This window comes from Reyranella sp., assembly GCF_004297265.1.
In the GTDB taxonomy this organism is placed as follows: Bacteria; Pseudomonadota; Alphaproteobacteria; order Reyranellales; family Reyranellaceae; genus Reyranella.
This window is the reverse complement of record NZ_SCUT01000065.1, coordinates 59,555-84,564: the sequence shown is the minus strand read 5'-3', so window position 1 is coordinate 84,564 and position 25,010 is coordinate 59,555. Positions and strand designations below refer to the sequence as shown.

Annotated in this window: 18 protein-coding genes; 8 read left to right on the top strand and 10 right to left on the bottom strand. The window is 67.5% G+C overall.

The genetic code is table 11. The annotated features are described in order from the left end of the window. Position 1: 1 nt before the first annotated feature. On the bottom strand, positions 2-8,542 hold the full coding sequence (locus EPO41_RS29355; RefSeq protein WP_296333153.1) for a glucoamylase family protein: 8,541 nt from the start codon (positions 8,540-8,542) through the stop codon (positions 2-4). Positions 8,543-8,767: 225 nt separating this feature from the next. Here EPO41_RS29355 and EPO41_RS29350 point away from each other — a divergent pair, with 225 nt between their 5' ends. Continuing rightward, on the top strand, positions 8,768-9,145 hold the full coding sequence (locus tag EPO41_RS29350) for a hypothetical protein (protein ID WP_296333151.1): 378 nt from the start codon (positions 8,768-8,770) through the stop codon (positions 9,143-9,145). Between the two features lie 145 nt (positions 9,146-9,290). Here the strand turns inward: EPO41_RS29350 and EPO41_RS29345 are convergent, their stop codons facing one another. The 3 genes from EPO41_RS29345 to EPO41_RS29335 form a co-directional block, all read right to left on the bottom strand. Continuing rightward, the gene (locus EPO41_RS29345; RefSeq protein ID WP_296333147.1) at positions 9,291-10,064 is read right to left on the bottom strand and encodes a short-chain dehydrogenase/reductase; all 774 of its coding nucleotides are present in this window, start codon (positions 10,062-10,064) and stop codon (positions 9,291-9,293) included. A 12-nt stretch (positions 10,065-10,076) separates the two neighbouring features. After that, positions 10,077-10,967 carry an MBL fold metallo-hydrolase gene (locus tag EPO41_RS29340; RefSeq protein WP_296333144.1) on the bottom strand — a complete coding sequence of 297 codons (891 nt, stop codon included), beginning with the start codon at positions 10,965-10,967 and terminating at the stop codon, positions 10,077-10,079. Positions 10,968-11,046: 79 nt separating this feature from the next. Then, positions 11,047-12,726 (bottom strand): PQQ-binding-like beta-propeller repeat protein, encoded by a 1,680-nt coding sequence (locus EPO41_RS29335; protein WP_296333142.1) that lies wholly within the window; start codon positions 12,724-12,726, stop codon positions 11,047-11,049. A 130-nt stretch (positions 12,727-12,856) separates the two neighbouring features. Between EPO41_RS29335 and EPO41_RS29330 the strand changes: the two genes are divergently transcribed. The 4 genes from EPO41_RS29330 to EPO41_RS29315 all read left to right on the top strand — a co-directional run bounded on the left by EPO41_RS29330 (position 12,857) and on the right by EPO41_RS29315 (position 16,039). Then, positions 12,857-14,011: a CaiB/BaiF CoA-transferase family protein gene (locus EPO41_RS29330; protein WP_296333141.1), complete on the top strand. Its 1,155-nt coding sequence runs from the start codon at positions 12,857-12,859 to the stop codon at positions 14,009-14,011. 24 nt (positions 14,012-14,035) lie between these two features. Beyond that, positions 14,036-14,731: an EI24 domain-containing protein gene (locus EPO41_RS29325; RefSeq protein ID WP_296333139.1), complete on the top strand. Its 696-nt coding sequence runs from the start codon at positions 14,036-14,038 to the stop codon at positions 14,729-14,731. A 9-nt stretch (positions 14,732-14,740) separates the two neighbouring features. Continuing rightward, complete coding sequence (locus tag EPO41_RS29320; RefSeq protein WP_296333137.1) at positions 14,741-15,127, top strand: hypothetical protein; 387 nt, start codon at positions 14,741-14,743, stop codon at positions 15,125-15,127. 99 nt (positions 15,128-15,226) lie between these two features. Further along, the gene (locus EPO41_RS29315; protein WP_296333134.1) at positions 15,227-16,039 is read left to right on the top strand and encodes a DUF4394 domain-containing protein; all 813 of its coding nucleotides are present in this window, start codon (positions 15,227-15,229) and stop codon (positions 16,037-16,039) included. A 10-nt stretch (positions 16,040-16,049) separates the two neighbouring features. On the opposite strand, the gene EPO41_RS29310 is transcribed toward EPO41_RS29315, so the two are convergent. Then, positions 16,050-17,540: an alpha/beta fold hydrolase gene (locus tag EPO41_RS29310; RefSeq protein ID WP_296333133.1), complete on the bottom strand. Its 1,491-nt coding sequence runs from the start codon at positions 17,538-17,540 to the stop codon at positions 16,050-16,052. A gap of 146 nt (positions 17,541-17,686) precedes the next feature. Here EPO41_RS29310 and EPO41_RS29305 point away from each other — a divergent pair, with 146 nt between their 5' ends. Further along, the gene (locus EPO41_RS29305) at positions 17,687-18,463 is read left to right on the top strand and encodes a LytTR family DNA-binding domain-containing protein (RefSeq protein ID WP_296333131.1); all 777 of its coding nucleotides are present in this window, start codon (positions 17,687-17,689) and stop codon (positions 18,461-18,463) included. A gap of 70 nt (positions 18,464-18,533) precedes the next feature. On the opposite strand, the gene gtdA is transcribed toward EPO41_RS29305, so the two are convergent. Beyond that, entirely contained in the window at positions 18,534-19,577 is a 1,044-nt protein-coding gene (gtdA, locus tag EPO41_RS29300) for a gentisate 1,2-dioxygenase (protein ID WP_296333128.1), read from the bottom strand. A 7-nt stretch (positions 19,578-19,584) separates the two neighbouring features. After that, positions 19,585-20,400 (bottom strand): gamma-glutamyl-gamma-aminobutyrate hydrolase family protein, encoded by an 816-nt coding sequence (locus EPO41_RS29295; protein WP_296333126.1) that lies wholly within the window; start codon positions 20,398-20,400, stop codon positions 19,585-19,587. 163 nt (positions 20,401-20,563) lie between these two features. Between EPO41_RS29295 and secB the strand changes: the two genes are divergently transcribed. Next, positions 20,564-21,085 carry a protein-export chaperone SecB gene (gene secB / locus EPO41_RS29290; RefSeq protein ID WP_296333125.1) on the top strand — a complete coding sequence of 174 codons (522 nt, stop codon included), beginning with the start codon at positions 20,564-20,566 and terminating at the stop codon, positions 21,083-21,085. A 139-nt stretch (positions 21,086-21,224) separates the two neighbouring features. On the opposite strand, the gene dnaQ is transcribed toward secB, so the two are convergent. From dnaQ to EPO41_RS29275, 3 genes are all read right to left on the bottom strand, one after another. Next, positions 21,225-21,908 carry a DNA polymerase III subunit epsilon gene (gene dnaQ / locus EPO41_RS29285; RefSeq protein WP_296333123.1) on the bottom strand — a complete coding sequence of 228 codons (684 nt, stop codon included), beginning with the start codon at positions 21,906-21,908 and terminating at the stop codon, positions 21,225-21,227. Between the two features lie 25 nt (positions 21,909-21,933). Beyond that, on the bottom strand, positions 21,934-22,596 hold the full coding sequence (gene coaE / locus EPO41_RS29280) for a dephospho-CoA kinase (RefSeq protein ID WP_296333122.1): 663 nt from the start codon (positions 22,594-22,596) through the stop codon (positions 21,934-21,936). A 179-nt stretch (positions 22,597-22,775) separates the two neighbouring features. Then, positions 22,776-23,753, bottom strand: a complete 978-nt coding sequence (locus EPO41_RS29275) for a quinone oxidoreductase (protein ID WP_296333120.1) — start codon at positions 23,751-23,753, stop codon at positions 22,776-22,778. A gap of 113 nt (positions 23,754-23,866) precedes the next feature. Between EPO41_RS29275 and EPO41_RS29270 the strand changes: the two genes are divergently transcribed. Then, the gene (locus tag EPO41_RS29270; protein WP_296333116.1) at positions 23,867-25,006 is read left to right on the top strand and encodes a PQQ-dependent sugar dehydrogenase; all 1,140 of its coding nucleotides are present in this window, start codon (positions 23,867-23,869) and stop codon (positions 25,004-25,006) included. The last annotated feature ends 4 nt before the right edge of the window (positions 25,007-25,010 follow it).

The following is a 25,010-nucleotide window of genomic DNA, read 5'->3' as shown; positions in this document are numbered from 1 at the left end:
CTCAGCCCAGCGTCACAGCGACGGTCCTTCGGGCGGCGTCGTTGCCCAGACGGACCATGGCCTTACCGTCAGCAACCGGCTGCGGCACCCCGTCCAACTCGACGGCGACGACTCCGCGGCTGACGCCGTCGGGATTGCGCACTACGATCTCGTACACCGACCCGCGCAAAGTGAGGGTCATCTCGAAACCCGGCCAGGCGGTTGGCAGGCAGGGCGCCACCTCGAACCGGTCACCCTTCACCTTCAGGCCGAGGATCGACTCGATCCCGGCACGATGGAGCCAGCCCGCCGAGCCGGTATACCAGGTCCATCCCCCGCGTCCCACATGCGGTGGCACCGAGTAGACATCGGCCGCCACGACATAAGGTTCGACCTTGTAGCGCAACACGCCAGCACGGGTCGCCGTGTGGTTGATCGGGTTGAGCAGCGCAAACAGCTCATGCGCCTTGTCGCCCTGGCCCAAGGCCGCGAAGCCCATGATCGACCAGGCTGCTGCATGCGTGTACTGCCCGCCATTCTCGCGAATGCCGGGCGGATAGCCCTTGATGTAACCGGGATCGAGCGGAGTCCTGTCGAAGGGCGGCGTGAACAGCAGCGCCAGTCGGTCGCCGCGATGCACGAGCATCTCGTCGAGCGACTCCATGGCCTGCACGGCTCGCGAGGGATCGGCCGCACCCGAGATTGCGGCCCACGACTGGGCGATGGAATCGATGCGACACTCTTCGCTCGTGGCCGAGCCCAGGAGCGTGCCGTCGTCATAGTAGCCGCGACGGTACCAGGCACCGTCCCACGCTTCGCGGTCGAGCGCAGCCTTCAGTGCCCCGGCATGAGCGATCCAGCGGGCCGCCCGTCGCGTTTCGCCGCGGCGTTCGGCAATTGGCGCGAACGCAAGCAGGGCCGCGTACAGGAACCAGCCGAGCCAGACGCTCTCGCCCCGACCCGCCTCGCCCACCCGGTTCATGCCGTCGTTCCAGTCGCCGGTGCCGATCAGCGGCAGGCCGTGCGCGCCGGTGGCCAGACTGAGATCGAGGCCGCGTGCGCAGTGTTCGAACAGCGACGCGGCCTCGTCCGCTTGTTCCGGCTGGAAGTAGAGATCGTGCTCGCCCTCGCGCAGCGCCGGACCCTCGAGGAAAGAAACGGGCTCGTCGAGGATCGCGCCATCGCCGGTGGTCTCGACATAATGCGCGGCCACGGTGGCGAGCCATGCGCGGTCGTCCGAGATGCGCGTGCGCACGCCCTGACCCGCGATCGGGAACCACCAATGCTGGACATCGCCCTCGACGAACTGCCGCGACGCCGCGCGCAGGATGTGGGCGCGCGCCAGCGCAGGCATCGGCACGGCCAGCGACATTGCATCCTGGAGCTGGTCGCGGAAGCCGTAGGCGCCGCTCGCCTGATAGAAGGCCGAACGGGCCCAGTAGCGGCAGGCCAGAGACTGGTAGAGCAGCCATCCGTTCAACAGGATGTCGGTCGCGGGATCGGGGGTCTTCACCTGCACGGTGCCCAGGACGCCGTCCCAGAACTCAACGGCCTCGCGATGCACGGTGGCCAGATCGGCAACCCTGTACCGCGCGATCAATGCACGCGCCTCGGCCTCATCGGCCGCCTGGCCCAGGAAGCACACGACCTCGTGCACGCCGCCTGGCTTCAGGTCGACGGCGGTCTGCAAGGCAGCGCACGGATCGAGGCCGGCGCCGAGGCGCTGCGACAGCGGCAGATCGGCGCTGAGCGCAACGGGATTGTCCATCCTGCCGTTGCGGCCGAAGAACTCGCCGCGATCGCCCGTCCAGGCGGTCTGGCGCCCGGAGAGATCGGCAAATGCGACCCGGCCGCCATGGTGGAGATTCCATCTGTTGCGCGCGAAAATCGCACCGGTCTCGCCGTCCCGCTCCGTGACGACCGTCGGGCCGGCGGCGCCGCGGGCAAGGCCCAGGACCCATTCGACATAGGCGGTGACCGAGAGCCGGCGCGGCCGATCGGAGATGTTGCGGAGGGTGAGCCGCGAGATTTTGAGGGAATCGCCCAAGGGAACGTATTGCAGCAGATCGAGCGCGATGCCGTTCGCCACCAGTTCGAACCGGCTGTAGCCGCGCCCGTGCCGGACGATGTAGGTCGCCTGCGCGAGGCGCACCGGCCGCGCCGTCGGCGTCCACAATTCGCCACTGTCGAGGTCACGCACATAGAACGCCTCGCCCGGCCGGTCGACAACCGGATCGTTGGACCAGGGCGTGAGCTGGTTGTCGCGGCTGTTCTGCGACCAGGTGTAGCCGCCGCCATCGGCCGCCACCTGAAAGCCGAATGACGCATTCGAGATCACGTTGATCCATGGCGCCGGTGTCGACTGCCCGGGGCCGAGTACAGTGACGTACTCCCGGCCATCGGGCGAGAAGCCGCCCAGTCCATTGAAGAACTGCAGCGCACCCAGCGCCACCGGCTGCGGCGGCAATGGCTTCGCGCCGGCCTCCCTCGCCACGGCACGACGGAGCGGTGGCGCCACGCCACGCGGCGACTTGAGGCGACCGAGCTGGTCCGACAGGCTGCCACGGCCGCCGCGCAGCACCACGCGGGCCAGGGCAAGCAGGAGTGCGCGGGTCTCGGCGGAGATCAGATCGGTACGCAGGACGAAGACGGCGCCCGGTGCATCCTCGACCCCGAGATGGGTTCGGGACCGGCTGGCGCGAACCAGGGTCTCCAGCATGGATTGGAGATCCTGCACGTAGGAGGTGCTGCGCTCGTTCAGGATCACGAGATCGACCGACAGACCCTTGAGTCGCCAATATTCGCGTGCGCGCAACAGCTCGCGCACGATGCCCGTGTCCTCGACCTCCTCGACGCGCACCAGAACGATCGGCAGATCACCGGAGATGCCTTGCGACCACAGGGTCGGCGGCGCGGCCAGGCCGCGCCGAATCGCATCGGGCGATGAACGCAGCGCCGGACTGGCGTAAAGCACGTACCCCGCCAGACGCTGGAAGTAGCTCGCCTCGACCGCATCGATGTCGAGATGGCGAAGCTGAACCTGCGCCTGCGTCCAGGCGAGCGTCGTGGCGCGCGTGAACGCATTGACGTCGAGGTGGCGGTCGATGGCGTCGAGCAACGAATCGCGTGACGATGCGACGACCGTCCAGAAGGCGATCCGCGCCATGCCGCCTGCGGGCACCTGCAGGCGCCGGCGCAGTGCAAACACCGGATCCAGGACCGACCCCACCGTGCCGGAGAGCCGGCGACCGTCGGTCACCGCGATCGCGTCGCCGATCTCGTTGCCGCGACCGATGAAGCGGGCGCGATCCGTCTCGACCTCGATCTCGCCCACGGCCAAGCCTTCCACCACCGCCAGCTGGGCGGCCCACAGTTCGGGCTCGTCCGGCCCGCGGCGCCGGCGCGTGGCCAGCAGCGCCCCGGTGGCCGGCAGATATTCGGTGTGTACGAACATCTTGGAGAAGGCCTGATGCGCTGCATCCGCGCCGCGCGGCGCCAGGACAATTTCGGAATAAGACGTCAGCTCGACGGTACGCGGCAGGCTCCCGGCATTGGTCAACGTCACGCGCCTGACCTCCGCATCGTCTTCCGGCGAGACGACGACGTCGAGGCTGGTGACCAGCGTACCATCGTGGCGCACGAACTCGGCGCGATCCTCCGCGAACATCACTTCGTAGCGATCGGGGGGCCGGCCACACGGCTGGGCGGTGGCCGACCAGACTGCGCCCGTCTCGACGTCGCGCAAGAAGATGTAACTCCCCCAGTCGTCGCGCGTCGTGTCCTCGCGCCACCGGGTCACCGCCTGGCTGCCCCATTGACTGTAGCCGGAGCCCGCTGCCGTCAGCATGACGGAATAGCGTCCGTTCGACAGGAGGTGCACCGAGGGGCTGGCGGCGTGCGGATTGCGCAAGCGCCGCACCAGCGCCGGCTCGACATCTCTTGCCAGCGCACTGGTGCCGACCTCGTCGGCGCGCGGATGGGCGACCGCGACATCGCGCGGCGCCCGCTCCTGCAGCAGCAGCTCCGTCGCCTGGACTCCCGGCTCGGCATGGAAGCGTGAGCGCATCACGCCGTCGAGCAAGGCGTTGGCAATGGCGACCACCGTCATGCCCTGGTGATGGGCCATGTAGGCAAGCACGACCGCACGTCCCTCGCCATCCGGCAGACGCGAGGGCGTGAAATCGAGCGCCTCGTAGAAGCCGTAGCGGCCGCGTGCTCCGAAGGCGGCCAGCCGTTCGAAGTTGGTGACCGCAGCAGCAGGATCGACCATGGCGGCCAGGCCGGTGGCATAGGGCGCAATGACGAGATTCTCGCTCAGGCCGCGCTTGAAGCCGAGCCCGGGCACGCCGAAATTCGAATACTGGTAGGTGAATTCCTTGTCGCGCGCATTGTAGGCCGACTCCGATATCCCCCACGGCAGACCGAGTTCGGTCGCATACTGGATCTGCCGGCGGACGACGAGACGGTTGGTCTTTTCGAGCAGGCTGCCGAGCGGCGCGCGCATCACAAGCGACGGCATCAGATACTCGAACATCGATCCCGACCACGAGACCAGGGCCGCGCTGCGGGCGACCGGCGTCACTTCACGGCCCAGCCGGAACCAGTGTCGTGCCGGGATGTTGCCCGCCGCGATGGCGACGAAGCTCGCGAGCCGCGCCTCGGAGGCAAGAAGGTCGTAGCAATTGACGTCGAGCCGGTCTTCGGCGACCAGGAAGCCGATCGACAACAGTCGGCGCCGCTCATCGAACAGGAAGTCGAATTCCATGGCGCCCGCCATGGCGCGTGTGGATGTCTCGATCGTGAGCAGGCGACGGACCAGATCGCCCGTCATCCCGTCGGCCCGGGCGTCGCGATGATGGCTGGCAACCGTGCGGTGAGCCGCCTCGATCCAGAACAGCATGTCGGCGCTCTCCGGATCGGCGCGCTCGCTCGCGAGCGTGCGCGCCAGGTCGACGGCGGTCTCCGCCAGCGATAGCACCGCTTCGAGTCGGACTGGCGTCTCGGACAGGGCGGCCGCCAGCCCGTCGAACGCCCGGACGAGTTCGGGCCGGGTGACGAGATGGGTGCGGCGATCGTCAGACAGCGCCGTCAGAGCCTCGCGAGCGAGGTCGAGACTGTCGGAAACGCCGCGCGCGCCATCGGGCTTCGCGGAATCTCGTGTGCGCCAGGCGCCACAGGCGTTGGCCAGCGCGATCAGGTGTCCGGCGAGGTTTCCGCTGTCCACCGTCGAGACGTAGCGCGGTTCGAGGGCACGCAGATCACTCGTGTCGTACCAGTTGAAGAAATGGCCGCGGAACCGTTGCAGCCTCTCCATTGTCGCGAGGGTGGCTTCAAGACGCTCCACCGCCTCGGCGGTGCCGATCCAGCCGAACTCGCGGGCAGCGGCCGTCGAAAGAAGCAGCAGACCGAGATTGGTCGGCGACGTGCGATGCGCCACGGCAGGCGTCGGCGCCTCCTGGAAATTGTCCGGCGGCAGCATGTTGTCCGCCTCGGTGACGAACGTCTCGAAGAAGCGCCACGTCTGGCGAGCAATGAGGCGTAGCGAGACCGCCTCGGCAGGCTTGATCCGCAAGCTGCCGGCGTCGCGGGGCGGGCGGCTCACCCAGGCTGCGACGGCGGGCGCCAGCAGCCAGGCCAGCACGAATGGGGCGGCGACCGGGATTGCCGCCGCGCCGGCCAGCCAGACCACGCAGGCGGCGACGAGCGCGACCGTGACGCTTCCTGCCATCTTGCCATAGAGGCCAAGCCATCCTGCCCGCACGCTTTGCTTGGATTGGGCTGCAGTGATCCATTCGAGAAGACGGCGATGGCTGGCCACGAGCCGGAACAACGTCCGGCCGATCGCGTCGGCCATCAGCCAGGCATGGTGACCCAGGAAGGTGACGAGCAACGCGGTCTGCAAGGCTGCCGAAACGACGTCGCTCCACAGCGCATCGAGATGACTGCGGGCCGTGATCTTCGCATGTCGCGGGAACAAGCCCGCGATCGCCGGCAGAAGTGTGGGTAGCGCGATGACCAGTAGCACGAAGCCCGTCCAGACCATCGCGGGGCCGAGGGGCAGCGTCCAGCCCGCCAGCAGGGAGAGGATCGCTGCCGGCGCCGAAAGGGTGCGACGCAGGTTGTCGAACATCTTCCAGAAGCCGATCGCGGGCAGGAACTCGGTCTGCGCTCCGGGCTCCGTCGACTTCACGACTCCCAGCATCCAAGGCAGGAGCTGCCAATCCCCCCTCGCCCAGCGATGCTGGCGCGCCGCCGCCACATCATAACGCGCGGGAAACTCCTCGACGACTTCGATGTCGGATGCGAGGCCGGAGCGCGCGAAGGTTCCTTCGAAGAGATCGTGACTCAGCATCATGCTGTCGGGAACGCGGCCCCGCAGCGAGGCCTCGAACGCGTCGATGTCGTAGATGCCCTTGCCCGAATAGGAGCCCTCTCCGAACAGGTCCTGATAGACGTCCGACACGGCCGACGCGTAGGGATCGATACCGCTGTTGTTGGAGAAGATGCGCTGGAACCGCGAGCCCTCGGCGCCGACCGGCAGCGAGGGTGTAACGCGCGGCTGGAGCACGCCATAGCCTTCGATCACGCGGCGCCGGCTCACGTCCAACCGCGGCCGGTTCAGCGGATGGGCCATCTTGCCGACCAGGCGAACGATCGCGTCGCGCGGCAGGCGTGTATCGGAATCGAGGGTCACGACGTAGCGCACGTCCGCAGGCAGCGCCCGGCTGGCGCCCGGCGCGGCGACGAATGTCGTGCCCGTCGAGCCACGCAGCAGATGGTTGAGTTCGTGCAGTTTGCCGCGCTTGCGCTCCCAGCCGATCCAGGCACCTTGCGCCTCATTCCACCCGCGCCGGCGATGAAACAGGAAGAACCGATCGACCCCCTGTTCCGCCGGATAACGGCGGTTGAGGCGCGCGATACCCTCGACCGCGGTCGCGAGCAGGGCCGCGTCCTCCGGCATCGATTCGGCGGGCGCGTCCGTCCAGTCCGACAGGAGGGCGAAGTGAATCGCACCGGCCGGGTTGGAGAGATGATGGACCTCGAGGCTCTCGATCAGCTCCTCGATCGTCGTCTGCGTCGTCAGCAGGGTGGGAATTGCCACGACCGTCCGCAGATGCGCCGGCACGCCATCGCGCAGTTCGAGGCTGGGCAGCAGCGTGGCGCCGAAGCCTCCCGTGATCAGTCGGTTGACCAAAAGGAGCGCCGCATCCAACGCGGGCAACAGACCCGCGGCGGCCATCCCGAGCAGCAGCGGGCCCTGGAGCCCAAGCAGCGACAGACCCAGCAGTGGCAGCAGGAGCACGAGGCCGGCCGTGACGGCAACGCCCGCGACATAACCCGCCAGGCCGGTCCGCAGGAGCCGCCGCCGCACGGTCAGCCCCTTGGTGCGGAAGCCAACCGACCGTTCGAAAGCCCGGCGGCCGCTGCCGATCAGATGAAAGCCCGGCTCGCGCCGCCGGCCGTCTCCGTCGTCGCCGACGGGGCAGTGTGCCGCCATGCCCAGAGCACGCCGGGCGATCTCCGGTTCGTCGAGCGTCGTACCACGGGCGATCTGCTCGATGGCGGTGCGATAGAGGTTGCGGGTCGCAAAATCCATGTCGACGAAGACACCGCCAGTTCGCAGCACGTCATCGACCGGACTCACCTCCTCGAAGAGCTTCGCCCAATCGACGTCAGAGACCAGACGCATGCTCGTGATGATGTTGCGGACCGTGACGTTGGTCGCGCCCTGGAGCTGATGATCGCGCCGCACCAGCTCGTCGGCGCTGGTCCCGTCGCGCGCCAGTCGCTTCTCGAGCCAGCCCACCGCCGGGGTCGTCTCGGGATCCTGGTCACGCAGGCGATGGACGAGCTGGACGGCGAACCCTTCGGAGAAGCCTCCCCGGTCATAAGGCTGGAGAGCCGCGGGGTCCGCCGCGTGATCTTGCAGTCCCAACAGGCGATCGGCAACGAGATCTGCCTGTTCACGCTCGGCGCGCCGGTTGACGATGCGGCTGGCCGAACGACGCAGGTTCTCGACCAGGACGATGCGGAGCGTGATCGCAACGGCCCACAACTCGCCGATGGTCAGCGGTTGGACCGTCTGGTACGCGCGCACGAAGCGGGTGAGCGTCTCGGGATCGAAGCGGCTGTCGGTGTGCGCCACGAAGGCCCATGCCAGGCCGAACACCCGCGGGTAGCCGGCCAGCGGCCCTTCGCTGAGTTTGGCGAGCTGTCGGTAGTAGCCGGCGGGCAAGTCGGTACGGACCTCCCGGACCTGCCGCTCCACGAGATGGAAATTATCAAGGAGCCATTCGGCGGCGGGTGTAACCGTCCGGCCGGCATCGACGGCCGCCGCAATCGAACGATAGGCCTCCAGCAGCACGCGTTCGTTGGCGCGCAGACGGACGACGAGCGACTTGCCGGGGGTCAACCCGGGATGCACCGGCTGGTGGGCGGCAAGGCTGCGGGCATGTTGCTCCAGGCGCTCGATGCCGAACAGCTCGCTGCGGATGGCGTCTTCGTCTTCCCGAATAGCAGGGGGCCGCGCGCGCCCGAAGGCGCGCCACGCGAATGATTTCAAGGAGTGTAGGCCTTTCCGGCAAAAGTGCGCATACGCCGCAGAATGCAGCTTGCGCAGAACGTCCCGTCAGATAGGGGTCCGCTACGAAGACCTTCTTCTACAGCAAACCCCAGGCGGCGACGAATCGTCCATGATGCAAATGCGAACCCTGGCTTGCAGTTCCAGAGGACTATTGATTAGCGTTTTGCTATCGCTCTCCTGGACATCATCACGGGAGACCGATCAATGTTTCGCCTCGCCACCTTGGCCACCGCCCTGTTCGTAGCAACGTCGGCCTTTTTCGTAGCAACGTCGGCCTTTCCCGCCCTGGCGCTCGACTGCCCGAAGCCGCAGCCGACGGCCAAGCCCGGCATCCTGAAGGAGACCCCGGCCCAGATGGCGACCGTCGGCAAGCAGCTCGCGGGCGGCGACACGTTCAACGCGATCGCCTCGGCGACGGCCGATCTCCGCATCCGCTATCCCGGCGTCGAGAGCGCCGAGCTGGTGAACTATCTCGTCACCGCCTACTGCCCCGCCGTGGCGGCCGACAAGAAGCTCAGCGAAGCGCAGAAGAAGGCGGCAGTCGACGGCTTCGCCGCCCAGGTGATGCGCCAAGTTTATTGATGGGCTGAGCGAAGCTCAGCCCAAGAAGCGACAGGCTTGAGCAATGTCCGAGAGCGCCGAAGGAAGAAGAACCATCGGACTCTCGTGACCCCTCCGCCCCTTCGGGGCACCTCCCCATTTGAATGGGGAGGAAAGCGATGAAGCGTCAGTGCCGGGCCGCCTGCCCGCCGTCGAGGGTCATGACCACGCCGCTGATGTAGCTGGCGCGGTCGGAGGCCAGGAACACGGCGAGGTCGGCGACTTCGTCGGGCTCGGCGGCGCGGCCGAACGGCATGTGCTTCGTGAGCTCCGGCCAGCGCTCGGGATCGCCGAACTTCTGCTCGGCCACGTTGCGCAGTCGCGTCAGCATGCGGTCGGTGCGGGTGGCCGGCGGATTGATCCCCACCACGCGCACGCCATGATCGACGCTCTTCGAGCCCACCGCGCGGGTGAAGGCCATGATGCCGGCATTGCCCATCGTGCCGGCGACGTAATCATAATTGTAGCTCTCTCCGGCGAGGCCGATCACGTTCACGACCACGCCCGCCTTGCGGGCGTACATCTTCTCCAGCATGGCGCGCGTGGCGTTGATGTAGCCGAACACCTTGAGGTCCCAGGCTTCGCGCCATTTGGGCTCGGTCATGCCGAAGATGTCGCCCTGCGGGATGGCGCCGGCATTGTTCACCAGGATGTCGGCATGGCCCACCGCCTCGACGACGCGGCGTGCGGTGTCGCCATCGGAGAAGTCGGCAGGATGGATCTCGACCGGCACGTTATGGCGGGCGCGGATCTTTTCCCGCGCGCTTTCCAGCGATTCCCTGGAGCGCGAGGCGATGTGCACCGTGCAGCCCTCGGCCGCGAAGCCCATGGCGCAGGCGAAGCCGATGCCGCGGCTGCCGCCGGTGATCAGCACCGTTTTGCCGGAAAGCTTCATGTCCATTGGTCGTTCCCCCTAGAGCCGGTAGACGCTGTCGATCGTCGCGCGTCCGTCCTCGGTCTTGACCCTGCCGTCCTTCACCATCTGGACGAGATGCGCCAGCATCGAGCGGCCGGCCGCCGGATGCAGATGGACAGGGGTGTCGGCATAGTTCTTTGCCACCATCTGCGGGATGGTCTGCGGACCGTCCTTGAGACGCGCGATGATCTGCGCCTCGCGGCCCAGGCGATGCTCGATATAGGCCTGCACGAACGGATTGGGATCGCGGATCTCGGCGCCGTGCGTCGGGATGTAGAGGCTCTCGTCGCGCGGCAGCAGCTTGCGCAGCGAGGCGAAGTAGTCGGCCATGTTGCCGTCCGGCGGCGAGATCACCGCCGTCGACCAGCCCATGACATGGTCGCCCGAGAGCAGCGCCTTGTCCTCCTTCACCGCGAAGCAGAGGTGATTGGAGATGTGACCGGGCGTGTAGACCGCCTCGACGTTCCAGCCGTCGCCCTGGATCACGTCGCCGTCGTTCAGCTTCACGTCGGGCGCGAAGGAGAAATCGCCCTCCTGCTCGGTCGTGACGCCTTCGGGCGTGGGATGCGGGCCGTAGCTGTAGACCTTGGCGCCCGTCGCCCTGGCGAGTGCGGGCGTCGCCGGCACGTGGTCGACATGGGTGTGCGTCACCAGGATGTGCGTCACCGTCTCGCCGCGCAGCGCCCGCAGCACGGCGTCGATATGCTCCTGATCGTCGGGCCCGGGATCGACGACCGCGACGTTGCCGTGGCCGATGATGTAGGTGCCGGTGCCCTTGAAGGTGAACGGACTCGGATTGTTGGCGACGACGCGGCGGATCAGCGGCGTCACCTCCATCGCCGTGCCGTAGTCGAACTTGAAATCCCTGATGAACGGAATGCCGGCCATTTCAACCCTCATCGGAGCGCGCCACTCCAGTGGCGCCCGGATCTTGAATCATGAGCGCCACTGGAGTGGCGCGCTCCGATCAGGGAGGCGTGAGCTTGTAGAGCGAGTTCCTTATGTCGGCGCTGACATAGACGATGCCGGTACGGCCGACCGCGACGCCGGTGGGCACCAGCGCCGGGGGGCCGCCGGGAAACGGCGCCAGGCCGATATCGAGGTTGGAGGCGATCACCGTCTTCGCGCCGGTCGCGGGATCGATCGAAACGACCCGCTTCTGACCGACCTCGGCGACGTAGAGCTTGCCGTCCGGCCCGAGGTCGATGCCTTCCGGGCCGGTGAGATTGTCGGCCACCACCTTGCGCGTACCCGCGGTAACGTCGATCTCCGTGACGACGCCGGCCGAGATTTCCGTCACATAGATCAGCGGACCCGCCCCATGCACCATGGCCACCGGACCGCGCAGCTCCTTCATGACGGTGCTGCGCTCCTTGCCGTCGGCGCTCACCTTCACGAGGTTGCCGCTCGCCAGCTCGGCCACGTAGATCGTGCCGTCGGCGAATTCCACCGCATCGACGGGCGCGGCGAATTCGCCGAGCGTCGCCACCAGCTTTCCGGTCTTGCGGTCGACCTTCTCGACGGTGTTGGAGAACCAGCTCGACAGCAGCACGTTCTTCGGGCCGACCGAGATGCCGATCGGATAGGCGTGCGTCTCGCCATGCACGCGCAGCACGTCCGTCACGTCGCCGTTGGCGCCGTCGACCGTGCGATAGCTGAACACGTCGGCCACGTGCACCGTGTCCTTGCCGCCCTCGCTGGTGACGGCGAGGTCGGTCGGAACGGCGAGCTTGCCCTCGACGATGGTGCGATGCGCGCCCGTCTGCTTGTCGACCAGGTAGACGCCGTTGTCGGTCATCGAGGTCACGAACAGGCGGCCGCGCGAATCGAAGGCGAGATTGTCGAGGCCGGGTTTCATCGAGGCGACCAGCTTCTTGGCCTTGCTGGTGAGGCTCACGCTCCAGATGCCGCCGGTGCCGGTGTCGACGACATAGACGTTGTCGCGGTTCTGCGGATCGATGTTGGCGGCGGCCGGAGTCTTGAAGCCCGAGGCGATCGCCTCGGTGGCGCCGGTCTCGAGATTCACCTTCACGATCTCGCCCTTGAACCAGAGCGGGCCGTACAGGAAGCCGTCGTCCTTGTGCACCTCGAAACCGTTGAGGCCGCCCAGCTTCTCGGCGATGCGGCGCAGCTCGTTACGCGCCAGCGGCTTGAAGTCGGGCTTGTCGACGTTCTTGATGTCGATCTCGTAGAGCGCGTCGCCGAGGAAGACCTCGGAGACGAACAGCCGCCCGTCCTTGCCGAACGCGAGCGAGTTGGGCCCGGTCATGCCGTTGGCGACCTCGATCGTCTTGCCGTTGGGCTTGCGGATATAGACCTTGCCGATCAGGAACGCCGTCCACGCCATCGTGCCGTCGTCGGCAAAGGCGATGTCGTCGGCCATGCCGGTCGGCGGATCGATCACGCGGTCGACCTCGCCAGAGTCGACTTGCACGCGATACAGCGTCTGGCCGATCACCGAACCGGCGAACAGCTGGTCGTCCTTGTTGAAGGCAAGTCCATGTACGCCGTGGAACCAGGAGCCCGGCACCAGGAACTGCTGGCTGTATTCCTTGGGCGTCGCCGGCGGCGGCGATTCCGCCTTCTGCGCCCACGCGCCGTTGGCTACGCCGAACGCAAGCACCGCCGACGCGACAATGCGGCCCAACCCCATCCCGTTTCCTCCGACCGTCCCACTTCGCGGCGCGAACTTTAGACCGGGCGATACGTTTTGTAACGCCGAACCCTTCGGCTACCATCGTCCGACAGAAGAACGCGCATTCTGCAGGAGGAAAATCATGGCGGGTCCACTCTCGGGACTGACGATCGTCGAACTGGCGGGTATCGGTCCCGGCCCGATGTGCTCGATGATGCTGGGTGACATGGGCGCTGACGTGATCCGCGTCGATCGAACGAAGGCGCATGTGATGGACCGGCTGGCCGATCCGAAGTTCGCGGTGCACAACAGGAGCCGCCGCTCGGTGTCGGTCGACCTGCAGAGCAAGGAAGGCGTCGAGGTCGTGCTGCGACTGATCGAGAAGGCCGACGGCATGACCGAACCCTTCCGGCCCGGCGTCGCCGAACGGCTGGGCCTAGGGCCCGACGTCTGCCTCGCCCGCAATCCCAAGCTCGTTTACGGCCGCATGACGGGCTGGGGCCAGGAAGGTCCGCTCGCCAAGGCCGCCGGCCACGACATCAACTACATCGCGCTGACCGGCGCGCTGCATGCGATCGGCGGCAAGGACAAGCCGGTGCCACCGCTCAACCTCGTGGGCGATTTCGGCGGCGGCGGCATGCTGCTGGCCTTCGGCATGGTGTGCGGCCTGCTCGAGGCGCAGCGTTCCGGCAAGGGGCAGGTGGTCGACGCGGCCATGGTCGACGGTACGGCTCTGCTGCTGGGCGCACTCTACGGCATGACCGGCGCCGGCCTGTGGAACGCCGAGGAGCGCGAGAGCAACCTGCTCGACGGCGGCGCGCACTTCTACGGCACCTACGAGACGAAGGACGGCAAGCATGTCTCGATCGGCTCGATCGAGCCGCAATTCTACGACCTGCTGCTCGAGAAGACCGGCCTGAAGGGCGAGGCGCTGCCGGCGCAGATGGACCGCAAGGCCTGGGCACAGCTCAAGAGCCGAATGGCTTCCATCTTCAAGACCAAAACGCGCGACGAATGGTGCGCGATCATGGAAGGCACGGACATCTGCTTCGCCCCGGTTCTCACCATGAAGGAAGCGGCGCAGCATCCCCACGCCAAGGCGCGCAACGCCTATGTCGACGTGGCCGGCTTCGCGCAGCCGGCGGCGGCGCCGCGCTTCTCGCGCACCAAGGAAGGCGTGCAGGGCCCCGCGGCCCGGCGCGGCCAGCACACCGACGAGATCCTGAGCGAGCGTGGCTTCTCGGCGAAGGAGATCGGCGAGCTGAAGGCCGCCGGCGTCGTCGGACCGCAGGCCTGAGGTCGCATTCATGATGGGACGCCCATGATCCGCGCCTTCGAACTGGCGGTGCAGCAGCTTGGCGATCCCAAGCTGCGCGTCATCGTCTGGCAGTCGCTGGCGCTGTCGCTGGTGCTGCAGATCGCGCTGGGCGTGCTGGCCTGGTGGGCGCTGCAGTCGTTTGCGACCTTTCAGTGGTCCTGGGTGAACGAGACGATCCGCTGGCTGGGCGGCGGCGCCGTGACGGTGCTGGCGCTGATGCTGTTTCCGGCGAGTTTCGGCATCGTCATCTCCATCTTCATGGAGCGCATCGCCGACATCGTCGAAGCCCGGCACTATCCGCATCTCGGCCCGGCGCGCGGCATTCCGATCTGGACCGGCCTCTGGTCGGGCATCCTGTTCCTGTTCGCCCTGCTGGCGATCAACCTGGTGATGCTGCCCTTCTATGTCGTTGCCCTGTTCGTCGCCGGACTGGGCGCGGTCCTTTTCTACGGAGTCAACGGCTGGCTGGCCGGCCGCGAATACTACGAGCAGGTGGCGCTGCGCCGGCGCGACCCGGCCGAGGTGAGGGCCTGGCGCAAGGCGAACGCCGGAACCCTGTGGCTCACCGGCATCGCCATCGTCTTTCTCGGCACCATCCCGATCCTCAACCTGATCGTGCCGGTCCTCGGCATGGCGGCGATGGTCCATATCGCGCAATCGCTGAAGCCGCCTCTTAACCGGCCAACGACGCCGCGTTAAAGTGTGCGCATGAAATCTGGATTCGGGGCACTCGCGGCCTTCTTTCTGCTGGCCGGCTGCCAGACGGGCACTCAGGAATACTTCCTCGGCGCCGGTGAGAAGGGCGTCTTCAGTTCCCGCAACGCCGGCTCGCCGATCCCCGCGGACCGCATCAAGGGTCTCGACGAGGCCCAACTCGTGGCTTTGTTCGGCGCCCCCCAGCTCGACCGCAAGGACGGGACGGCCCGCGTGCTGCGCTACAAGTCGGACGCCTGCACCCTCTTCGTGTCGATGTACCAACGCGACGGACAGCCCTTCAAAGCCGAATTCGCCGACGCCTACGACACCCAGCTGCGTCCCCTGCCGCCCGACCAGTGCGCCGGCTCGATCGCGGCGCAGAAGAAGCGGGTGGCCTGACAGCCTCACGACTGCGTGACCTGTGCAATCCAGATCGCAGTCCTTCTGCGTCTAAGATTCGTGCATCCGCACGACAATCTGGAAACAGGAGAGGCCTCGATGACTCTGGTGAACCGCTTCACGCTCCCCGCTTTCGCCCGGATCGGCGGCACTTCGTTGGCGGCACTCGCCATTGGCATGACGGCTGCGGCGGCGCACGCCGGTACGCTGGTCGGCCTCACCAACGACAACAAGCTGGTCAAGATCGACACGAGCATGATGGCGGCCTCGGCCCCGATGGTGATTTCCGGCACCGGCAAGCTGGTGGGCATCGACGTTCGTCCCGCGGACGGCAAGCTGTGGGGCCTCACCGAAACCGGACAGCTCGTGACCATCGATCCGGCCACCGCCACGGCCACGCCGGGCAGCATGCTGTCGGAGAAGGTGACGCTCGGCGCCCGCCCGGTCGTCGATTTCAATCCGGTCGCCGACCGGCTGCGCGTGATCGCCGCCGACGGCGTCAGTCTGCGTATCAACGTCGACACCGGTGCGACCACCGTCGACAAGCCGCTGAACTATGACGCGTCCGATACCAACACGGGCAAGAAACCGATGGTGGCGGCCGGTGCCTACACCAATTCGATGAAGGGGGCGAAGGCCACCGAGCTGTTCCATGTCGACGGAAGCACCGGCGGCCTGGTCTTGCAGAACCCGCCGAACGACGGCGTCCTGAAGACGCGTGGCATGGTCGGCATCACCGGCGCGCCCGACGTGGTGATGGACATCGCCAACGAGGGTGAAGGCAAGAACACGGCCTGGCTGATCGGCGGCGGCACGCTCTATACGATCGATCTCGCCAGCGGCAAGGCCACGCAAGTCGGCACCGTCAAGGGCATGAACGGCAAGCTGGTCGACATCGCCGTCTGGAACTAGGCAGGCCTCCTCAGGTTCCACTCTCGCCCGACAGCCGTCGCCACAGGGCGGTGACGGCTGCGCAGGCCCGCTCCTGGGCGATCATGTCGAGATGGCCGAGGCCCGGCACGACCTCCACGGAGATCCGCGGATTGAGGTCCTTGAGCAGCGGCTCGTACTGCCCGGCCCAAAACAGTTCGTCGTTCGCGCCGACGGCGACGATCGTCGGCCGGTCGATGCGCGCGATCTCACGGCGCCAGTCGCGGCTGAGCTGAAGGCCCGCGGCCAGCCGGAAGGAGTAGACCGGCGTACGATTCTCGCTCGGCCCCGATGCAGTCGCGAAGCGGACGACCGGCAGCCCCTGGAACCAGGGCAGGCCGAGACCGTCGAGGATCGAGAGCGCAACGACGCGCGGCACGGCCACGCTCGCCCAGCCGCCCGAGTCGGAGCGCGTGGTGGCTGCGTCCTGCGCGATGTAGGGCGAGATCGCGAGATAGGCATCGAAGGCCTGCCGGTTGGCGCCGCTCGCCGTGCGCAGCACGAAGCCGCCGCCCGAGGAGAAACCGATCAGGGTCTTCTGGATCTTCGGATCGGCGAGTCCAACCGCCTTCACGAAATCCACCAGGTCGTCGTCGAGCTGGTCGCGATACGAGGTGTCGCCGATGGCCGTGCCGCTGCCGCCATGGCCGCGCAGGCTGATCGAATAGACCGTGGCGCCCGCCGCCTGCAGCGCCTGCGCCGACTTGTGCATCGAGATGCTGGCGCTCGACGAGCCGTGGACCAGCACGACCGCGCGGTCGGCGCGGGCCGGATAGACCCGGTAGGCAAGCGCTGCGCCATCGCGCGCCGCCACGCGCTGGACCGGCGGAAGCTCGGCCCAGTTCCAGGTCGACATGCCCGGCAGCGAATCGCCCGCGAGCAGGCGCGGCAGTTCACCCGGTGTGCTGAAGCCGATGACGCCGCCGAATCCGGCGGCAACGACCGGCAGCAGGATCGCCGGGCCCCAACCGATACGCCGGACCCAGCGGCTGGACCGGCCGCCCACGCCGCCCAGCCAGCCGAGGCCGATGCCCGCCACGAATCCGCCGACGCCGCCGGCCAGGGCGGTCCACGCCGGATCCGCCCGGAGCGCGGGCGCCATCCCGAAGACGACGCCCAGCGCATAGCGAACGGCGAAGATCGAGAGGCCGAAGACCAGCATGAACCAGCCCCCGCCGATCTCCAGCCGGCCGTCATCGAGACGCCGGACGGCGCGGCGGCGACCGAGCAGGAACCCCAGCGGCAGGGCGATGGCCAAGGCCGCCAGCCAGGCGACCAGGGCCAGCGCCGGCCGGGGGGACTGGCCGATGCCGACCAAGGACAGGCCCAGCCCGACGACCGGCAGGATCCCCAGCCGCCACAGCGGCAGGGTCCGGGTCCGCAGCCCCTTCACCCCCAGCCAGACGACGAGGACCATCAGTGGCCACACCCAGAGCGGGGTGTTCATGACGATCTGGAGGACGATCTGTAACGGCTGCGACATGGCAGGCTCCGAAGCGGACGGCGTTGTCTTCACCTTCCGTGCAGGGCCACTCCCGTTCCATCGTCGCTGCGTGGAAGTGCTGGCGTTTTTCGCGATCTGCCGTCATTCATCCGTTCACGATGCGCGAATCGCCTTACGTCCGGTCGTTGCCGTATCAGCTTCTGCCGGTCCTCGGCGTCGCGCTGGTGCTGGCCGTGATCGGCCCGTTCGGCACGTACCAGAGCATGGACCTCGTCCAGCGACTGGCGCATTTCGGGATCATCGGGCTCTTGAGCTGGATCCAGGTCGTCCTTCTGGCCGCCTGGTTCGGTACCCTCGAACCAATCGACCGCTGGCCGGTTGCCGGCCGCATGACCCTGGTCGGCCTGCTTGCGGCGATCCCCAGCACCTTCGAGGTCATCGCCGTCCATTCCTGGCTGGTACGGCCCATTCCGCTGTCGCTGGCGCCGAAGCTCTATCCGGAGAATGCCTTCCTGACGGTGGTCGTCTCGGTGATGATCGGCCTGTTCGTCGAGCAGCGCCTGCGCGCCAAGGCCGACGCCGAACTGGCCCGGGTGGCCGCGCTGCCTCCGGCGCCGGCCATCCCGGAGGTCGACACGCCCCAGCCGGTAGCCCCCGATTTCCTGCGCCGTGTCCCGCCCGCGCTCGGTCGCGACCTGCTGGCTCTCGAGATGGAGGACCACTACCTGCGCATTCACACGACACTGGGCAGCGATCTCGTCCTGATGCGCCTGCGCGACGCGCTGGCCGAGCTCGGCGCCGAACGCGGGCAGCAGGTCCATCGTTCCTGGTGGGTGGCGGAGGGTGCGGTCGCATCGGTGGATCGAAGCACCGGCCGGCTCATCCTGATCCTGCGCAACGGACTGCGCGTGCCGGTCAGCAAGACGTACCGCGACAGCGTCAAGGAAGCGGGCTGGGTCTAGAAGGAACAAACCCGTCGTCTCTCCACTCCGCACCTTCGGTGCTCCGGTCGAGACGACGATACCTTTACGTCTACTTCCCGCCGCGATCCTCGCGCCACAGGTCGAGCTTTTCCTGGATGGGACGATCCGAGAAGGAGAACAGGACGGCGTCGCTGTCCGCGCGATGCTCGACCCTGGCCCAGCTCGGCACGACGAAATGGTCGCGCTTCTTCCAGCGCATCACCTGGTCGCCGATCCGGCTCTCGCCCTCGCCTTCGACGACCGAGAAGACCGTGCCGTCGGTGGAGCGATAGGGCGCCGTCGCGAAGCCTTTCGGGACCAGCTGCATGAAAGTGCCCATGGTGGCGATGGGCGCGCCGCCGCTTGCCGGATTGACGTAGCGCAGCTTGTAGCCGTGGCAGGGATCGGGGGCGCCGGCCCGGACGAGGCCGTGCAGCGCCTCGCGCGTGCGCGCGTAGGGATAGTTGAAGATCGGCGAGGTCTGCCGCGACGGCTTCCAGTCGACGGGCAGGAGGCCGCTCGCGAACTTCGCGTCGGAGGTGCCCAGCGGCGTCGTCACGACCTGCTCGTCGGTCTCGCCGGTCTCCGCGAAGCCCGCGTTGAACATCGCGACCAGCGGGATGTCGAGCCCGTCCAGCCACACCATCGGCCTCGACGAATCGTTGCCGTGATCGTGCCAGGTCCAGGTCGGCGTGATGACGAAGTCGCCCTCGTGCATGATCGTGCGCTCGCCGTCGACCGCGGTGTAGGCGCCCTCGCCCTCGACGATGAAGCGCAATGCCGACTGGGTATGGCGATGGCTGGGCGCCACTTCGCCCGGCAGGATGAGCTGCAGGCCGGCATAGAGCGTCGGCGTGATGCAGGCGCTGCCCGTCATCGCCGGATTCTCGAGGATCAGCACCCGCCGCACCGCTTCCTTGGCGGTGATCAGCGCGCCCGACTCCATCAGGAACGGGCGCACCTTGTCGTAGTCCCAGTGCGCGGCCTGGTACTTCGGCGCGGGGCTCGGCGGCACGAGCTGGTGCAGCGATTCCCAGAGCGGCGCCATCGAGAGGCCGCCGATGCGTTCGTAGAAATCGCGCCGTGCGTTGTTACCGGTGGTCGGCGCGGACATGGCGGCCCTATTCGGCGGCGCGCAGCAGCGGGACCGACCGCGCCGTCATGCGCGCGCGGCAGGCTGCAGCAAACGCGTCGAACAGTTTCATCGAGACCGGATTCTCGAGCGCCTTGTATTCGGGATGCCATTGCAGCGCGAGTACGAAGCCCGGCGCGTCTGGCACGCTCAGCGCCTCCACCTGTCCGTCGTCGCAGCATGTCGCTTCGAGCCGCGCCCGCGGCGCCAGCACGTCGACACCCTGCCCGTGCAGGGAATTCACCCTCACGCGCGTCTCGCCCAGCAGGCTGTGCAGGAGGCCGCCTTCGGCCACGTCGATATCGTGGGCCGGCGCATAGTTCACGTCCATGTCGGGCGACTTTGGCGAACGGTGATCGCGCCGCCCCTCGACCTCGTGCACATGCTGGTGCAGCGAGCCCCCCAGCGCGACATTGACCTCCTGCAGACCGCGGCAGATCGCGAACAGCGGCACGCCGCGGTCGATCGCGTGCCGGATCAGCGGCAGGGTCGTGGAATCGCGCGCAGGGTCATGCAGCGTGCCGTCGCGGCTCTCCTTGCCGTAATGATGCGGCTCGACATTCGAGGGGCTGCCGGTCAGCAGCACGCCGTCGAGACCGTCGAGCAGGCGATCCATCGCCTCGAGGAAGCCCGGCTCGTCGCCGAAATCGGCCCCGATGGCGGGGATGATGACCGGCAGGCCGCCGGCGGCGCGGAGCGCGGCCTGGACGTATTTCTCGCCGACCGTGTGATGCCAGCCGCCGCGGCCGTTTTCCTTGAGACAGGCGGGAATACCGATCAGGGGGCGCGGAGAGGAGCGATTCATGGACTGCCGGAGCGTGCAAATAGCGGAAGTGTCATTTTCACCGCTGGTCCCCGTCTTGGCAATCGCGGCGCGCCCGGGCCCGGCCGCAGCTTGTGCAGTGCAGCCCTGCATGGTACCGCCGCGCCGCAGCAAACGTTTGTCCAAGACGATTGGAAAGAGCGCCATGACGACCACCCCTCCGCCGTCCGCCCCGCCCTCCGGCCAGACCGCCCAGGCGGGTCCCGCCGCGCCGCTCACCCTGCACGGCCAGTACATCAAGGATCTCAGCTTCGAGAATCCGCGCGCGCCGCAGAGCCTGATCGAGCAGACCCAGCCGCAGCTCACGCTGAACGTGCAGGTGGCCAACCGCCAGTTCGATGCCAAGACCTTCGAAGTGTCGCTCACCATCGAGGCTTCCGCGCATACGCCGGAAAAGGAACCCCTGTTCATGCTCGAGCTGGTCTATGCCGGCACCGTGACCCTGGGCGAGCTGCCGCAGGAGGCCTTCGGTCCGATGCTCTTCATCGAGACGCCGCGCCTGCTCTTCCCGTTCGCCCGCGCCATCGTGGCCAATGCCACGCGCGAGGCCGGCTTCCCACCGCTCAACATCGCCCCGGTCGATTTCGTGGCGCTCTTCCGCCAGCAGCTCGAGGCCAATGGCGGCCAGATGCCCGGCATGCCCGCCGGCCCGGTCGGCCACGCTTAGAGTTTTTCCAACATAGACAATCTCTTCCCCTTTGCGGGCTCCGCAAAGGGGAAGTGCCCTCGTCCTACGAGGGCGATGGGGTCATGACCCCTCCGTCGCGCGAGGCGCGACACCTCCCCAGCTGACTGGGGAGGAAGTGCTAAGCGTCGACCTTCAGCCAGAGCGGCTCGCTGATCTTCTTCAGGAACTCCGCATGGGCGGCGAGCTCCTCGGGGCTGGCCGCGTGCGGACGGGCCGGACGGACGGGCCGGCTCTGGTCGACCAGGCCTTCGAGGCCCGCCGCCGCCATCTCCGGGGCGAGACCGAGATCGCGTTGCCGGCCGCCGCTCAGCTCCAGATAGACTTCCGCCAGCAGCTCCGAATCGAGGAGCGCCCCGTGCTTGGTGCGCTTGGTGTTGTCGATGCCGAACCGGTCGCACAGGGCATCGAGGCTGGCGCGCTGTCCGGGAAACTTGCGCCGCGACAGCGAGACCGTGTCGACATAGTCGTTCGCAAGCTTGGGCTTGCCGACGCGCGCGAACTCGGCGTTGAGGAAGCCCAGGTCGAACTGCGCGTTGTGGATGACGAGCTGGGCGTCGCCCAGGAACTCCAGCAGTTCCTCCGCCTTGTCGGCGAACAGGGGCTTGTCGGCCAGGAACTCGTCGGTGAGGCCGTGCACTTCCTGTGCGCCGGCCGGCATCGGCATCTCGGGATTGAGGTAGAGCTGCAGTGAGCGGCCGGTGGCCACCAGGTTGACCAGCTCGATGCAGCCGATCTCGACCACGCGATGGCCGGCGAGAGGATCGAGGCCCGTGGTCTCGGTATCGAGGACGACTTCACGCATCCCGATCTTCTAGCCCGTCGGCGACCTACTTGCGACGCGCGCGCGCGAGGCGGGCTGTGAATTTCTCCCGCCACGGGTTGGGCGGCCAGAACTCTCCGCGCAGCTCGCGCAATTCGGCCACGGCCTTGCCGAGCGCCGCACGGGTCGGCGCGAGGCCCAGGCCGGTCGGGATCACGATGCTGGCCTTGCGCCGCTTCAGCGCGTCCGGCACCTGCTGGCGCAGGATGCCTTCGAACTTTTCAACCGTCATGCCGGGCCTCGCCAGGACGCGACGACGCTGAAGAAACGCCGGCCCGCTCACCACCAGGGTGGCATCGACCCGCCGCTCGCCCATCCCTTCGAACAGCAGCGGAATGTCGAGCACGACCAACTTCTCCCCCGCGAGGGCGGCGCGCCGCAGGAAGGCGCGCTGCCTCTGGCCGACCAGCGGATGCACGATCGCCTCGAGCCGTCGCAGCGCTTCCTTGTTGCCGAAGACGCGCGCACCCAGCGCCTGACGGTCGAGCACGCCCGCCTTCACCACACCGGGAAACGCCGCCTCGATGCCGGGCAGCGCCGCGCCGCCCGGCGCCTGAAGGGCGTGGACGGCGGCATCGGCGTCGTACACGGGCACGCCCATCTCCCGCAGCATCTTCGCCGCGGTCGATTTGCCCATGCCGATCGAACCGGTCAGTCCGACGATGACCATCTAGAACTCTTTCCGTCTCAATTTCCCCCCACCTACCTCATCCTGAGGAGGCCGCAGCAGCGGCCGTCTCGAAGGATGGGCAACAGACGTGGTGCTCGTTCCCACCCCAGCGCGGAGGTTACTCCGCGCGATGAGACGCGCTCCTTGCGGAGCGCTCCTCAGGGTGAGGCCGTGCTGTGCTAGGGAACCAGAACGGTCTGCCCCGTGGTCTTGCGGCTCTCCAGGTCGATATGCGCCTGGGCGGCCTCGGCCAGCGGATAGTGCTGATCGATCGAGATCTTCACCTTGCCGCTCTTCACCATCTTGAACAGCGAGCGGGCGCTGGCTTCGAGATCGGCGCGCGTGGAGGTGTAGGCGAAGAGGCTGGGACGCGTGACGTAGAGCGAGCCCTTGGTGTTGAGGATGCCGAGCGGAATCGGCGCAACGGCGCCCGAGGCGTTGCCGAACGACACCATCAGGCCGCGCGGCTGCAGGCAGTCGAGCGACGCCGCCCAGGTGTCCTTGCCGACGCCGTCGAACACGACGGGCACGCCCTTGTTCTTGGTGATCTTCTTCACCTCGGCCACGATGTCCTGCTTGGTGTAGTCGATCACCCACTTGTAGCCGTTCTTCTTGGCCAGCGCGGCCTTCTCGGGCGACGAGGTCGTGCCGATCACCTTGTAACCGCGCGCCTTGGCCCACTGGCCGAACAGCAGCCCGACGCCGCCGGCGGCGGCATGGAACAGGACCGTGTCACCCTTCTTCAGCCACGCCTTGGCGGTCCGGTCGACGAGATACTCGGTCGTCATGCCCTTCAGCATGATCGCGGCCGCCTGCTCGTCGCTCACACCCGTCGGCACCTTCACGAGCTGGTCGACACCCATCAGGCGCTCCTGGCAGTAGGCGCCCAGCACGCCGCAGTAAGCCACGCGGTCGCCCTTCTTGAAGCCCTTCACCCGGGGGCCGACTTCGACGATGACGCCGGCAGCCTCGCGGCCGACCGCGTTGGGCATCGGCGTCTGGTACAGGCCGGAGCGGGTGTAGACATCGATGAAGTTGAGGCCGATGGCCGTGTGACGCAGCTTGACCTGGCCAGGGCCGGGCTTGCCGACCTCGACCTCTTCGAACTTCATCTTCTCCGGGCCGCCGTTTTCATGAATCAGGATGGACTTCGACATCTGAATTTCTCCCCTTGCCGCGGCGACCGAGGAACGTCGCCTGCTTGCGCGCGTCGAGTATAGTGACCGGCCTTTCAGGCGCCAGCCCGGCGCGGCCTTCGACAGGAGAGTTTATGCTCGGGAAGGTCTTTCTCGGACGTCGCCGCCTTCTCGCCGCGACCGCCGCTGCGGCGCTGGCCGCTCCCGCCGTCGCGCGCGCCCAGCAGGTCCTGCGCAGCAGCAAGGCTTCCTACAGCCTGAGGATGCTGACGCTCGACCTCGAACAGCCGTGGGGCATGGCCTTCCTGCCCGACGGCCGATTGCTGATCACGGAGCGGCCGGGCCGGCTGCGGATCTTTGCCAACGGCCGGCTGGAACGGGCGCCGGTCGGCGGCCTGCCCAAAGTCTATGCCCGCGGCCAGGGCGGGCTGCTCGACATCTGCCTGCATCCGGACTTCGCCCGGAACTCGGTGCTCTATCTCACCTATTCAGGAGAGGGCGAGGGCGGCGCCGCGACGGTGCTGGCGCGGGCCGAGTTCCGAAACAACGCCCTGGTCGGTGTACAGCGGATCTTCGAGGCCTTGCCGCGCACGTCCGGCGGTCTGCATTTCGGCTCGCGCATCGTCTTCGACCGGGCTGGCCTGCTCTACGTGACCTGCGGCGAACGCTACCAGATGCAGCGCGCGCAGAACCTCGCCGATCTCGGCGGCAAGGCGGTGCGGCTGCGCGACGACGGCTCGGTCCCGCCGGACAATCCCTTCGTCGGCCGCGAGGGAGCGCGCCCGGAGATCTTCTCGTACGGCCATCGCAATCCGCAGGGCATGGCGATGCATCCCGGCACCGGCCGCATCTGGCTCGTCGAGCATGGGCCGCGCGGTGGCGACGAACTCAACCTGCTGAAGGCCGGCGCCAACTATGGCTGGCCGCGGGCCACCCACGGAATCGACTACAGCGGCTCGACCATCAGCCCGAACAAGAGCCTGCCCGGGATGGAAGACCCGGTGCGGGTCTGGGTGCCGTCGATCTCGCCGAGCGGCCTCGCCTTCTACACCGGCGACCGGTTCCCGGGCTGGAAGGGTTCGATCTTCACCGGCGCGCTCTCGGACAACGCCCTGTTCCGCATCGAGCTCGATGGCGACCGGTATGTCGGCGAAGAGCGGTTGCTCGTCGACCTGCTTCCCTATATCCGCGACGTTCGTCAGGGGCCCGACGGCCTCCTCTATATCGTCACCCACACCGACAGTGGGGGCCTTTACCGCCTGGAGCCTGCGTAACGCC